Here is a 13,190-nt window from a genome sequence, read left to right on the forward strand (position 1 = left end):
CTTGGGAGAATTGTCACCGGGATCTGGACGGTTGCTCGCTATCACTGCGTCGATCCGCTGAGATGGTGTTCTACCCTGTCGGCGCTGTGACCGACCTCCTGCACCGCTGCGCGCAACTGCTCCTCGGTCACGCCGAACTTCCTGGTCCAGTACCGGACCTCGTAATCTTCGGTCAGAGCTATACGCGAGGCGTCCTGCGGGGCGCGGATTGAGGTATCATCGCTCATCGGTAAATCTCCTGGCTGTCACCCGTCCAGCGCGGGAGGCTGCGCGCGGTTCCGCAATCTGATCTGGATTAGCCAAGTTTCGGTCCAGAGGAGCGAACTCGGTCCAGAGGCTTGGCGCCAGTCATCGAATGCCCGTTCGAACGAGGCGGCTGATCGCGTTGTCGCGCGTGCGGCCGGAACGAGTATCGCCGCGATCCTTTGAGCCAATATCGCATCGCTGCTCAAGCTGGCTGCAATCCCAAGAGGCTCCAAGGAGAAAGAGCATGATCAGGCAACCCAATATCTCGACCGAACATCAACCCAAAGGTTCCGGGCTCAATCCGAGCGACACACTCGACAAGCCGGTCGACAGCCCCGACGTTCTGGCTGGCCATGCCGATCGTCAGCCGGCTGCGCCCCACAAGCTGGACAGCGCGACCGCCAGGATCGATGATCAGGGGCGGCCAATGCCGGATAAGAATAAAGATGGCGCCTGAGGCGTTGATTGCCCCGTCGACTGATACCGTCTCAGGTGGGGTCCGCGCTGGGTCCGAGACCGCACCAGTCCGGGACCGCGTAGCAAGGTTCATCCCTGTTCCGCTTGCAACAGCGCCCGCTCAGTGACGCCCGTCCGCCGCTAATGCCGGGCCGGGATCGGGTGATCCAGGTTCATCGGATTTTCGGGATCGTACACCCCGGCGTGTCGGCGAGTTCGCGCCTCGCGCAATAGCATTTGCTCGATCGAGCGCCAGTGCGAGGGTGTCGAGGGTGCGATCGGGGCCGCACCCGCCCAGCGAATGTGGATCCACTCGCTTCCGATCACATCAAATGTTCCATCGTCATCGGCCACCTCGAGCGCGAATACGCGACCATCGGCCGATAAAGGACGTAAGGATCGACTGATCTTGAGTTCACCGTGACGCATGGTCGATCGCTCTTACGCCGCGAGGCCGTCCTGGCGCCCGGGGATGCGACCCTGGGCGCGCAGCGCTGCGAGGCAGGCCGCGAGCGTCGGGCCAAATACGGCCGTGCGTGCGCCGTCGCTCAGGCTTGCGTCAATCTCCCAGATCTCGTCGTGAGCGAGGCACTCGGCGGCAGCACCTCGATGCGAGGGGGCGCCCAGGACCGCAGTTCGCTCGGCATGCTGGAGATATTCGCGCAGGCTGATGGGGATCTCGCGCTGGCCTTCCCATGTGCGATGCGCATTGTGCCGGACGTTGAAAGAGGTCGCACTATCGGTCAGCCACTGTAGCATGAAACACCCGCCCAGATACTCGATGTTCCGGGTAACGGCGGCGGTGCGAAGCGGTTCCCCGTACGGGGAGCGAATTAATCTATGTCTATGAAATAGTTGGCTGCGCTACGGCCACATGACCTTTGAGCAGATCTACCACGGGCCGTGGCCCCGCATCCTCAATCACCGCCGTGTCTTCCCACCATTCAGCGCCCAGGCTGATATGGTCGCGGTCAACCAAGGCCCTGCCCAGGCGGATCGCAACCGCGCAGGTCAGGCGGTCGTCGCCAAGCGCCCGTTCGAACGCCACGACATGCGCGCTGCGAGGGCCGACCACCCGGAGCGGGCGATACGAACCGTCGCGCAAGGCGCAATGATCCTTGCGGAGCGCGAGCAGGCTGGTGACAAGATCGAATTTGGCATCGTAGCCGGCCCCTGCCGAAAGCGAAGCGGCACGCGCGGCGAAGTCGACCGGGCGGCGATTGTCGGGATCGACCAGCGACAGATCGAGCGTTTCGCACCCCTGATAGATATCTGGAACGCCCGGTGCCAGAAATTGCAGGCCCGTTTGGGCAAGGCTGTTTGCAAGCGCGGGCGCGCTGATCCGCCGGATGAAGCGCTCGAAACTCTCTCGAAAGTCGGCACGCTCGGGGGTGGCCAGCAAATGGGTCGCCAGGTCGCGGTAGCAACCCTCGTAGTCCGGCTGAGGCGCTTCCCACGACGAGCGCAGCTTGGCTTCGCGCAATGTCTTGTCCTGCCATCTATGAATACGAGCGAGGAGCTTGTCAGAAGGTTCGCCCCATGCCCCCACCAGCGTCTGGAACAGGATTGCGATATCGCCACGATTGAGCCGCGATGCAGCAGGGCCGATCAGGCTCAGCCACTGCTGAACAAGATCCGCCCATATGTCGGGAATCGAGCTGAGAACGGCGAGGCGCGCTCGCGCATCGGCACCGCGCTTGTGATCGTGCGTCGACAGCGCCAGCATCGCGTGTGGATGATGGCGCGCGCGGGCGCTCGATGCCGCATGGAAGGTCGCAATGTCGCTGGCAAAGCGACCGGGATCCGAGCCGACGTCGTTCGCCGACAGCAAAACGCCGTAGCGGTAAAATGCCGTGTCCTCGACGCCTTTGGCTGCAATCGGCGCGCACAGTTGCTGAAATCGGCGCGCGGCGTCGCACGCAAGGTCGGCCGGTGCGGCCAACGTGCCTGCGAGCAGCTTCAATATGAAGATCAGCACCGGCTCCTCGCCGGGCGGCATCAGGGGCAAAGCGGCCTTGTGAGCGAGCTCGCGGACCGGCTTGTCGCTCAACGGGGCGTCGGTGCCGGTGCCATAGGTTCGATAGACCGGAAAAACCCACAAAAGCCGCTCGATCGCACGGCGCAGCATCGGTCTGGGGATCCAGCGTTCGCCACAGGCGCCAGCAAGGGCGGCAAACGCCTCGACGCAAGCGTCGAGCTGGGCCTCAAACTGCCAGGCCAGCAGTTCGCGCCGAGCGACCAGCGCTTCGGTCGCGAAATCGCCGGCCCGTTCGCTCAGGCTCTCCCAGAGGCGACACAGCGATTTCCACCCGTGAGGATCGTGAATGAGCTCGCCGGCCTCACGCATGAAATCATAGCCTGTGGTGCCATCAGTCCGCCAGTCAGGATTGAGGCGCTCTTGCGGCCCGAGGATTTTCTCGACCACGATATAGGCCGGGCGGCCGGGTGCCAGGGTTTCGAAACGCGCGCGCAGTCGCTGGCAGTAGGTTGCCGGGTCGGTCAGCCCATCGACATGATCGACACGGACGCCGTCGATCAATCCCCTGGCAAAGAGATCGAAGTAGAGGCGGTGGGACCACTCAAAGACATCGGGATCCTCGATCCGGACCCCCGCCAGCTCGTTGATCGAGAAAAAACGGCGCCAGTTGAGACAGTCGTTCGCTGCGCGCCAGTGGATCAGACGGTAATGCTGCCGGTCGATGAGGTTTGCGAGCGCCAGCCGTCCGTCGGGCCGTGCCGGATCGTGTCGAGCGAGGGCGCGCGCACGATCCTCGGCCAGAACCGGATCATCGCAGCGCAGCGGATAGGCGGTCGAGCCATAGAGTTCGAGTGCGAGGGGTCCGGCCGCGTCGATCAGTCGGATTGCGCCCGCCTCGAGCGCCTCTTCCAGAGATGTCGCCAGCACGGGCAGCATGATCGGGACACGCCAGTCCACGTCGAAAAGGCGCGCGTGCGGACTGTCGGCGCCGCGAGCGAGAAGATCGCACCAATAGGCATTCGTGGTTCCGGCAACACCCATATGGTTGGGCACGATATCGATGATGACCCCGAGCTTGTGGCGCCTGACAGTCTCGACGAGACGCTCCAACCCCTCTTCGCCGCCGAGTTCGGGATTGATGCATGTGGGGTCGACGACGTCATAGCCGTGCTGGGAGGCGGGCGCTGCCGTCGTCACCGGCGAGAGATAGATATGGCTGATCCCGAGTGCTGCCAGATAGGGGATGATCGCTTCGGCGTCGGCAAAGGCGAAGCCTGCGTGGAGCTGGAGTCGGTAGGTGGCGGTGGGGATCATGATCGCCGTCCCTCGTTCAGCAGCGTCGCGCGCCGTTGGACATCCGGGTCGCGGCACAAGATATCGACCGGTGCGCCAAGACGACGCCGCCAGTTGGGATGTTCATCGATCGTCCCGGGAAGGTTGGGCTGTTCTTCGAGTCCGAGCAAATCTTCCATCGGAACGATTGTCAGCGTGGATCCCGCCCGCCCCGCGGCCGCGATCGCGGCGTCGACCACGCGTTCGGGTGCGTCGGGCGCGGGCTGGGGCCCTGCGTCGCCCACCAGCCTCCAGAAATGCCCGCGATCGACTGCTCGCTGCTGCTCGGCCTCCTCAACGCCGCTTCGACCCAGCGACCGGCTCCACACGAGATCGCGACCGCTCCACCATCCCGCGACGGTCGGGGTGTCATGGGTGCCCGTCATGGCGACGCTCGCCTCTGTAAAGTCAACGGGGTCGCGAAAGGCTGCGGCGTCGCGTTCGAACCACAGGACGCGCATGCCCAGCATATGCCGGTCGGCCGCGGCCTGCGCAAATCCAGCCGGGGGGGTGCCCAGATCCTCGGCGACGACGATCGCTTTGACGCGGTCCGCTTCGAGGGTCAGCAGGCGCAGCAGGTCAACCAAGGGGTAGTGAAGGTAGGCACCGTTCTGCGCGGTTTCGCCTTTGGGTATGACCCACAGCCGCGCAAGACCGAACGCATGGTCGATGCGCACGCCACCGGCAAAAGCGAGCGCACGGCGGACCATTGCGATCCAGGGCGCGAAGCCGGTCTTTCGCAGACCCGCAGGTGAGAAACTGGTCAGCCCCCAATTTTGTCCATCGGGACCTAGCGGATCGGGCGGCGCACCGATCGAGACGCCCTCGAGCATCGTACCCTGCATCGCCCAGGCGTCGCTGCCGCCGGGGTCGACGCCAACCGCCAGGTCACTGATCAGGCCGATCGCCATTCCCGCGCGCCTTGCTGTGATCTGTGCCCGGCCGAGCGCATCATCCGCGCGCGCCTGGGCTGCGCACAAACGTGAGATCGCGGCCGCTTCCTGCGTTGCGACACGTGTCGCGGCTTCACCCGCCGGATCATGATAAGCAGGTGGCCAATGTCTCCAGTCAGGGCTTTCAAAACGCCGGGCGAGGGTGTCGAACAGCGCGTGACGCGCCAATGCCAATCGATCCCTTGGATCGGTCTCGGCAGGGCCGGGAAGGCTAACCCCATAGTGTGCGGCATCGCGGTGAGACTGTCGCGCAAGGTCGAAGACGGTCGCCCAGTCGATGAGCGCTCCATCACCCGGATCTCCCCGTGGCGCCTCGATAAGACCAGTGTTCGCGAACAAGCGGCTCGATGGCGCATAAGGGCTGAAGTGGGTTGCCCCTGGGATTGTGGCGTGGACCGGGCTCAAGGCGACCACGTCCGCACCGAGCTCCGCCAGTCCCACCACCATCTGGGCGAGGTCGGCGAAGTCGCCATGCCATTTGGTGCGATCGCCACGCAACGAGGGGATCTGGACCGCTGCCCCCCATGCGCGCTGCGGCGGTAAGGGGCAATGGGAAGGGGCGACCGCGAGCTTGATGGATTGGCCGGCTACATGCAGCATGTGATAACCGATCCGGTCAAGCGGTGGCAGCCGACCTCGCGAGACCGTCAGCTTTCGGCATGTTCCGTCCTCAAACTCGATCTCGGCCATGCTCGCCTGCTCGAAAGCAGCGGGCAGTGGACAGGAATGCGCCACGTCCGCCGTGAGCAATACAGGAGGTTGCCGGTCGAGATTGTCATGCGCCGCTAGGCTCGCATTGATGGCGCGCAGATCGCTCGCGGGATGACCAAGCGCTGTCAGGATGGCGATCAGTGCGTCATCCTCGACGGTCTGATCGACACCGTCAGCATCCCGCCAGTGGCGCGCCACGCCAACGCGCCTCGCCAGCCGGTCGAGCGGTGTCACGTGTGATCCAGTCGGGCAACGAAGCGTTCGCCCTCCCGGAAGATATCCTTGCCGGGCATGTCGGGGAGGCCTGCCGGGACTTTGGCCAGGTCGATCGCCAGACGAAGCTGACGGCCATCGCCCATGCGCCAGGCCGCGGCCACGGCCATGTCGCCTATGGGCTCGGCGCCCATCGACGTGGTGCCGCGAAGGCGCGGCACCAGCCATGTGGCGCGGATATCGATCAGCGAGCGGTAAAGCGCCTCCCACGTCGCGGCATCGGGTCCGGGGAGGGGGCGCGACGCTGCGAAGGTGGCAGGGTCGTTGGGGTCCGGGATGCGCGCGCGGGCCGTCTCGTCACTGAATGCGCTGAACTTGGCGAACTCGCGTCGTCGGCCCTCGCGCACCGCGTCGGCGAGCTGGTCGTGAAAGTCGGTGAAGAAAAGGAAAGGGGTCTGCGATCCGACTTCATCGCCCATGAAGATGAGCGGAATCTGGGGGCTCAGGAAGAGCAGTGCGGTAGCGGCCCGCAGCCGATCCATGTCGCACAGAACAGTGAGCCGCTCCCCCAATGCCCGGTTGCCGATCTGATCGTGGTTTTGAAGAAAGCCGACAAAGGCGCTGGGGGGGAGGTGCCCGCTCGCTGTGCCTCGGCGTTTTCCATCCTGGTTGACCGACACCTCGCCCTGATAGATGAACCCCTCGCTCAGTGCGCGCGCGAGCCGGTGCTCGCGCCGATCCGCAAAGTCCCGATAATAAGCGCTCGTCTCTCCGGTCAGCAGGACGTGAAGGATGTTGTGTACATCGTCGTTCCATTGCGCGTCGAAGCGACCCGCACCCAGATGTGCGGCGTCGTTGGCCTCATTCTCCAGGACAAGATGAACGTGGCGATCCTTGCCGACGGTCTCGCGCAGATCGCGCGCCAGCCCGTTGAGGAACATGGGGTTGCCAATCGCATGGACCGCATCGAAGCGCAGTCCGTCGACCCGATAGTCGTGGAGCCACATGAGCGCGTTCTCGCGAAAATAAGCCGCAACCGCCGGCTCATCGACCGCAACCGCTCCGCCCCATGGCGTTTTGGCCTCGGCGTGGAAGAAATCGGGTGCAAAAGCTTCGAGATAATTGCCGTCGGGTCCGAAGTGATTGTAGACCACATCGATAAAAACCATCAGGCGCAGGCTGTGGGCGGTATCGATCAACGCCTTGAGTTCGTCCGGTGAGCCGTAGGCCTCCGCCGGCGCGAAGGGCAGGACACCATCATAGCCCCAGTTGCGTGTGCCGGGAAAGGCGCCCACCGGCATAAGCTCGATTGCCGTAATTCCCAGCGCCGCGAGGCGTTCGAGTTCGCGGGCAACGCCTCCGAAGCCGCCGAGGACGCCGGCGTGAACCTCCTGGATGATCGCCTCTTCCCAGGGTCGACCGAGCCATCCGGGCGTTTGCCAGCCATAGGCATGATCGACCACCACGCTCCAGCCGTGCACGCCCCCCGACTGCGCCCGCGATGCGGGATCGGGCACCGCCCTCCCATCGTCAAGCCGGAAGCGGTAGCGTGATCCCGGCCGCGCGGGCGCGTCGACATGAAAGAAGCCGTCGCCCTGGGGCGCCATGGCGAGGGGGGAAGCGCCCTCGACCTCCAGCGAAGGGACTTTCTGCGACGGCGCCCACAGCGCGAAACGCCATCGCTCGGCAGTGAGCCTGTGGGGGCCCCAGCGCGTCATCAGTCGCCGAAGTCCGCGATCGACAGGATCAGCGCGGCGCTATGGGAGGCAAGTTCGTACTGATCGCCGATCGGCTCCTCACCCGCATCCGGACGGGCGCTGTCGATGAGCAACCGGCGCTCGAAGACCACGCCGGGCAGGGAGAAGCCAATCGGATCGTCGCTCGCATTGAGCAGCAGGGTGACCGCTTCGACCTGTCCATCGTCGAGCCGGATCGCACGTCGCATTGCAAGCGCCCGGCCTTCGGGATTGTGCCAGTCCTCGGGCGCGAGGCGCTCGCCGCGCTCGTCCCACCATTCGACATCATTGATGCCGTGCCCCGGCGAGCCTTCGCCATAGAGAAAGACGGGTGCCCGCAGCACGACGTGACGCTTGCGCAGGTCGATCAGCCGCGCGGTGAAAGCGCTGAGCGCTGCGCCATGTTCGCTGTCGAGCAGCGACCAGTCGATCCAGCTGATCGCGTTATCCTGGCAATAGGCGTTGTTGTTCCCCCCTTGCGTGCGGCCAAACTCATCACCGGCCACCAGCATCGGGGTTCCCAGGGAAGCCAGCAACGTCAGCAGGAACGAGCGCTGAACCCGAGCCCGCATGTCGAGGATTGAACGATCATCGGTCGCGCCCTCGACGCCCCAGTTACGCGACAGATTATTGTCGTGGCCGTCGCGATTATCCTCGCCATTGGCCTCGTTGTGGCGTTCTTCGAACGCCACCAGATCGGCAAGAGTATAGCCATCATGGCTGGTGAGAAAGTTGACGCTGGCCCAGGGGCGGCGCGCGCGGCGGTCGAACAGATCGCCCGACCCCGACAGGCGCGCGGCGAGGTCGGCGCGCTGGCCCGGATCACCCCGCCAGTATCGCCGCACGGTATCGCGATATTTGTCGTTCCACTCCGCAAAACCGGGCGGGAAGTTACCGAGCTGATATCCGCCCAATCCAACGTCCCAGGGTTCTGCGATAAGCTTGAGACGCCCCAGAATGGGGTCCTGCCGCAGAACATCGAACAGACCGGCATTGGGATCAAAGCCATGGTCGGTCCGACCCAGGGTCAGCCCGAGATCGAAGCGGAAGCCGTCAATGCCATAGGATGTCGCCCAGTATCGCAGCGAATCTGCTACCATCTGGATGACCCTGGCATGGGTGAGATTGAAGGTGTTTCCCGTTCCGGTGTCGTTGACGCAGTGGCGTCGAGCCTCGGGCGCGAGCCGATAGTAGGTCGCGTTGTCGAGGCCACGCCAGCACAAGGTCGGTCCCAACTCGCTGCCTTCGCAACTGTGGTTGAAGACGACGTCGAGGATGACCTCGATCCCTGCAGCATGCAGGCGCCGGACCGCGACCCGCAGTTCGTCCTGATTATCCTCCGAGAAATAACCCGGCTCAGGCGTAAAGAAGTTGAGGCTGTTATATCCCCAATAGTTACGCAGGCCCTTTTCCTGCAGGAAGCGATCCTGCGAAAAGGCGTGGATCGGCAGGAGCTCGAGCGCGGTGACGCCCAGGCGCTTGAGGTGATCGATCACCCGGGGATGGGCGAGCGCCGCGAAGGTCCCGCGTTCGCGCGCTGGCACCTCTTCCATTAGCTTGGTCAGGCCCTTGGCATGGGCTTCGTAGATCACGGTGTGAGACCAGGGCGTGTTGGGACGCACGTCGCGCGACCAGTCGAAGCTGTCGTGCGTCACCACGGCCTTGGGCATGGCCGGTGCGCTGTCGCGCTTGTCGAACCCCAGATCGGCGCGCCGGCTTCGCAACGGATAAGCATGAAGCGCGTCGGTCCACTTGAGGTTTCCGTGCAGACGCCGGGCATAGGGATCGAGCAGCAATTTATGCGGATTGAACCGATGCCCGTTTTCGGGTTCGAACCGGCCATGAGCCCGATAGCCATATAACAGGCCGGGCCGCGCATTCGGTAGATAGCCGTGCCACACCTCATCGGTGCATTCGGGCAGGCGCAGGCGCGCAATTTCCCGACGACCGCTTGGCTCGAAGAGACACAGCTCCATCTGCTCGGCATGTGCTGAAAAAACGGCGAAGTTGACACCGAGCCCGTCAAAGGTGGCGCCAAGCGGGTAGGGGGTGCCGCCATCAAGGCGGTCGGGCAAAGCGCTCAAGGTCACTCCCTGATTTTATGGTTGATATGCAAATGCTCGGCGCGCGGAATAGATGCGTGGCCGACCCGTCGCGCTCGGGAAAATCATGCTAATCCGCATTAGGATTAGCGGCGAGGATCGGGTCTATGCCATCGCGCGCTCCCGCCTGATACGGTAGGGGCCGCAGCGCCGCGCGAGCCGCCGCCCCTTCCACGACAACGCGATTACGGCCTGCGCCACGAGGTGGTCGACCGCCTCATGGACGATCGGCATTTGAGCCCGCCAGCCACGCGGATTGTCACGCGCCAGCCGCCTGGCGACCTCGCTGGGGCAGATGGTCGCATTGTCGGCCCGGTCGGCCAGAAGCGCGAGGATCTCGCCAACCGCCGTGTCGCTTCTGTTCAAGGCCTCAGGCGATATCAAACGAGCAGCGCGCCGGCGATCGCGGCTCCGGCTATCAGGATGGCGATACCGACCCACCTGGCGCCTGCGCTGATCACCTTTTCGATCCTCCGCAGCCCATCGGACGGCAATGGCTCGGCCTCGATCCGCCTGATGACCGCGCGCAGAAGACGCGGGCTACTGGCCGCAAGCCGGTCAATTTCCAGCAGCATTCCAGCGGGGTCTCTTGCGCGCGGCGGCGACAGACGGGACATCAGGATACGTGAGCGCGCGCGGCGGATCGGTTCGGACAAGTCAAAGCCTGGCGCGATCGAAGCGAGAACGCCATCGATCGTGATCAAGGCCTTGAAAACGAGAAGGAGGTCGGGCGGCAGCACCAGACCCTCCTCGCGCAGAAGCGGAAACAGGTCACCCACCAGCCTGCTCAGGACAAGCGGACCGCCGCCATGTCTGGCGATGATGCGCTCTGCGGCGCGCTCGACCACAAGGTGATCCGGACTGTCAGGGCCCGACCACAAGCGCAATGTGTCGGCGACCATCGGCGCGTCGCCCGCTATCAGCGCCTGGACGAAGCTAAGAAATTCCGACCGGCGCCGTGCGCTGATTTGACCCACCGATCCCAGATCGAGAAGCGCTAGGCGATTCCCGGGCAGACACAACAGGTTGCCCGGATGCGGATCGCCATGGAAACGGCCGTGGAGCAGCAGCATGTCGAGCACGACATCGGCCCCGAGATCCGCTATGGCGCGCGGGTCTAGACCGGCATCGCGCAAGGTCTCACCATCCACCGGCGCGACACCGTCGATGAACTCCATCACCAGCAGTCCGCTCGAGGTCAGCGGCCAGTGGATGCGGGGAATTGTCACACGGGGATCATCGGCGAAATCATCACGGAGGCGATCGGCATTGCGCCCCTCATTGGTGAAATCGAGTTCCTCGAGGATGTCGCGAGACAGTTGCGCGACGAGGAGCGAGGGGGACAGGCGTCGCATCTCGGCGCTCGCCCGTTCAGCCATCGCGGCGAGATGGGTGATGAGCCGCAGATCGGCCTCGATCTTCGCTCTGGCGCCGGGCCGGCCGAATTTGAGCACGACCTCGGCGCCATCATGCAAGGTGGCCCGGTGGACTTGGGCGATAGATGCCGCGGCAAGTGGCATGGGATCGAAGGATGCGAAGATCGCCTCAGGCGCGTCTCCAAGTGCGGCTTCGACCGCGGGACGAAGCTGGTCGAAAGCGATGGTCGGCGCGCGGCTGTGAAGGTGCTCGAGCGCCTCGATCCACTCGGGCGGCAGCAGATCGCGTCTCGTCGCGAGGATCTGTCCTAGCTTGACGAAGGTCGGCCCCAGCGCCTCGAGCGCGCGCCGGGTCCGCTCAGGCAACCCGTCCACAGGACCTTGCGCGGCTTGGAAGGTCGCTGTGAGCCCCAGCCGGTCGACCAGCAGGCCGAGGCCGAAGCGCGTCGCGACTTTCGCGATCTGGCGCAAACGTGCGCGGTCGCGCGCGATCACAATAGCGGTGGGCAGCATAGGGCGCCCAACCCCGATGCGCGCGTTCGCGTTCCAAATTCGAGAAACGTGCGGCGGCCCGCGCGGACTCGCTCTTGGAGCCTAGGGGTGTTCGCGGCGGGTCTCGACGCGCATGAGCGAGACTGCCGTGCGGCGAGGCTGGGTCAGCATGAAGTGCGCTGCGGCTGCGATATCTTCGGCGCGCAGCATTTGGGCCGCGTGGATCAGCGCGCGCTGCTTGTCGGGGGGGAAATCCGGATACTGGAAGTCGGCGCCCGTGAATCCCGGTTCGATAAGGCCGATCTTGATATCCTTGTCCGCGACCTCCTGGCGAAGCGCATGGGCGAAGCCTTCGATCCCAGTCTTCGCGGCGACATAGACCGAACTTCCCGCCGATTGCGACACCGCCGACATCGAACCGATCAGAACGACATCGCCTCCCGCGCCCATCCGCTCGAGCGACGCCTTGGTCGTCTTCAGATATGCGGTGAAGTCGACCGCAATCTGATAATCGAGATCCTCATCCGCTGTCGCATCGAGGCCCTCGGCCGGCACCGCGGCATTGATGACGGCGATATCGAGTCCTCCCAGATAGGCATCGGCAGCGGCGAAATAGCGGTCGATATCGGACTGCCGGGCAAGATCGACCGCGATACCGTCGCCTTCGCCGACTTCGCGGATCCGCCCGAGCGCATCGGAAAGATGATCGGGGTCGCGACCGCAGATGAAGACGCGCACCCCCTCGGCGGCCAGCAGCACCGCGATCGCGCGGCCGATCCCGGTGCTTCCCCCGGTCACAATGGCGCGGCGGCCCATTAACGGGGGCGCCTCGGTATGGGCATCGCGGACTTCAGATGATGGGCTGGACATGTCAGTCTCCTAAGGAATGCGTCTGATCCAGACGAGATCGATGCTCGGAGGTAAGGAAGCGGCTGGCATCGCGCAGGCATTGCGCATGGAAAGTCTCGGCAAGGTCTGTCGCCACAGCTGCCACTCACCGATGGCCGTTTGCGCGAAAGTTGGCGCGCCGACCGAGGGCGAGCGGGTCGACCGGCGTCGTGCGGCGGGTGCCATCATTCCTCGTCTCGCCTGCTGAGGGGAAAAGTCTGCCCTGGATACAAACCCCGCGTGGTTTGCCGGTTCCGGTAAAATCGTGGCTTTAACGTATGTTAGACAAGTCGGGCAGGGCGAATGCGACGGGAGTGTTGCGCGCCAACAGGCATCGTCCCGAAGATCCGCAGTGTTTCGAAAAGATCCCGCTCAATCGGTTGCAATCGTAGTGGCGCGCGCGCATGAGCAGCTCCAGGAAGACACCGTGCCCGATCTTGACGAAGAAGCCGAATATCTCCTGCGCTGCGCGCATGAAGAGCGCGAGCAGGCTGTCGCCGCCCAGCATCCCAGTGCCGCAACCGTGCACCGCGCTCTTGCCGAGCGCTACGCCACGCGCGCCTTTCTGACGCAGATGGCCGGCGACGAGCCGCTGATCGACTCCCAATCCCCGATCGGTCGATCCGGCCAATCCGACGGGAAGCGCAACGTCCGCGATCGGCGCGACTGAGGCACTGCGCGCGGCGATGAACCAGGAGCGCCTGTCA

12 protein-coding genes are annotated in these 13,190 nt (G+C 64.5%); 2 read left to right on the forward strand and 10 right to left on the reverse strand.

Annotated features, from left to right (window positions below; genetic code table 11):
- Nucleotides 1-41: 41 nt before the first annotated feature.
- On the reverse strand, nucleotides 42-227 hold the full coding sequence (locus tag EOD43_RS19230; RefSeq protein WP_127745646.1) for a DUF3606 domain-containing protein: 186 nt from the start codon (nucleotides 225-227) through the stop codon (nucleotides 42-44).
- 263 nt (nucleotides 228-490) lie between these two features.
- Between EOD43_RS19230 and EOD43_RS19235 the strand changes: the two genes are divergently transcribed.
- Complete coding sequence (locus tag EOD43_RS19235) at nucleotides 491-703, forward strand: hypothetical protein (RefSeq protein WP_127745647.1); 213 nt, start codon at nucleotides 491-493, stop codon at nucleotides 701-703.
- Nucleotides 704-843: 140 nt separating this feature from the next.
- Here EOD43_RS19235 and EOD43_RS19240 read toward each other — a convergent pair whose 3' ends face one another.
- The 9 genes from EOD43_RS19240 to EOD43_RS19280 all read right to left on the reverse strand — a co-directional run bounded on the left by EOD43_RS19240 (nucleotide 844) and on the right by EOD43_RS19280 (nucleotide 12,465).
- A complete protein-coding gene (locus tag EOD43_RS19240; RefSeq protein ID WP_127745648.1) occupies nucleotides 844-1,131 on the reverse strand; it encodes a hypothetical protein in 288 nt (95 codons plus the stop codon).
- Between the two features lie 12 nt (nucleotides 1,132-1,143).
- Nucleotides 1,144-1,461 carry a hypothetical protein gene (locus EOD43_RS23780; RefSeq protein ID WP_164857351.1) on the reverse strand — a complete coding sequence of 106 codons (318 nt, stop codon included), beginning with the start codon at nucleotides 1,459-1,461 and terminating at the stop codon, nucleotides 1,144-1,146.
- A gap of 85 nt (nucleotides 1,462-1,546) precedes the next feature.
- On the reverse strand, nucleotides 1,547-3,994 hold the full coding sequence (gene treY / locus EOD43_RS19250; RefSeq protein ID WP_127745650.1) for a malto-oligosyltrehalose synthase: 2,448 nt from the start codon (nucleotides 3,992-3,994) through the stop codon (nucleotides 1,547-1,549).
- Complete coding sequence (gene malQ, locus EOD43_RS19255) at nucleotides 3,991-5,910, reverse strand: 4-alpha-glucanotransferase (protein WP_127745651.1); 1,920 nt, start codon at nucleotides 5,908-5,910, stop codon at nucleotides 3,991-3,993. Before malQ ends, treY begins: the two co-directional genes overlap by 4 nt.
- Complete coding sequence (gene treZ, locus EOD43_RS19260) at nucleotides 5,907-7,607, reverse strand: malto-oligosyltrehalose trehalohydrolase (RefSeq protein WP_127745652.1); 1,701 nt, start codon at nucleotides 7,605-7,607, stop codon at nucleotides 5,907-5,909. The genes malQ and treZ overlap by 4 nt, the downstream gene beginning before the upstream one ends.
- Nucleotides 7,607-9,700 (reverse strand): glycogen debranching protein GlgX, encoded by a 2,094-nt coding sequence (gene glgX, locus EOD43_RS19265; RefSeq protein ID WP_206363600.1) that lies wholly within the window; start codon nucleotides 9,698-9,700, stop codon nucleotides 7,607-7,609. The genes treZ and glgX overlap by 1 nt, the downstream gene beginning before the upstream one ends.
- A gap of 132 nt (nucleotides 9,701-9,832) precedes the next feature.
- Nucleotides 9,833-10,093, reverse strand: coding sequence for a DUF3253 domain-containing protein (locus tag EOD43_RS19270; RefSeq protein WP_240653369.1), 261 nt, complete (start codon nucleotides 10,091-10,093; stop codon nucleotides 9,833-9,835).
- Between the two features lie 14 nt (nucleotides 10,094-10,107).
- Complete coding sequence (locus tag EOD43_RS19275; RefSeq protein WP_127745654.1) at nucleotides 10,108-11,616, reverse strand: ABC1 kinase family protein; 1,509 nt, start codon at nucleotides 11,614-11,616, stop codon at nucleotides 10,108-10,110.
- A gap of 81 nt (nucleotides 11,617-11,697) precedes the next feature.
- Nucleotides 11,698-12,465 (reverse strand): SDR family oxidoreductase, encoded by a 768-nt coding sequence (locus EOD43_RS19280; protein ID WP_127745655.1) that lies wholly within the window; start codon nucleotides 12,463-12,465, stop codon nucleotides 11,698-11,700.
- Nucleotides 12,466-12,874: 409 nt separating this feature from the next.
- Here EOD43_RS19280 and EOD43_RS19290 point away from each other — a divergent pair, with 409 nt between their 5' ends.
- A complete protein-coding gene (locus tag EOD43_RS19290) occupies nucleotides 12,875-13,153 on the forward strand; it encodes a hypothetical protein (RefSeq protein WP_127745657.1) in 279 nt (92 codons plus the stop codon).
- The last annotated feature ends 37 nt before the right edge of the window (nucleotides 13,154-13,190 follow it).

It is taken from the genome of Sphingomonas crocodyli (assembly GCF_004005865.1).
Classification (GTDB): Bacteria; Pseudomonadota; Alphaproteobacteria; order Sphingomonadales; family Sphingomonadaceae; genus Rhizorhabdus; species Rhizorhabdus crocodyli.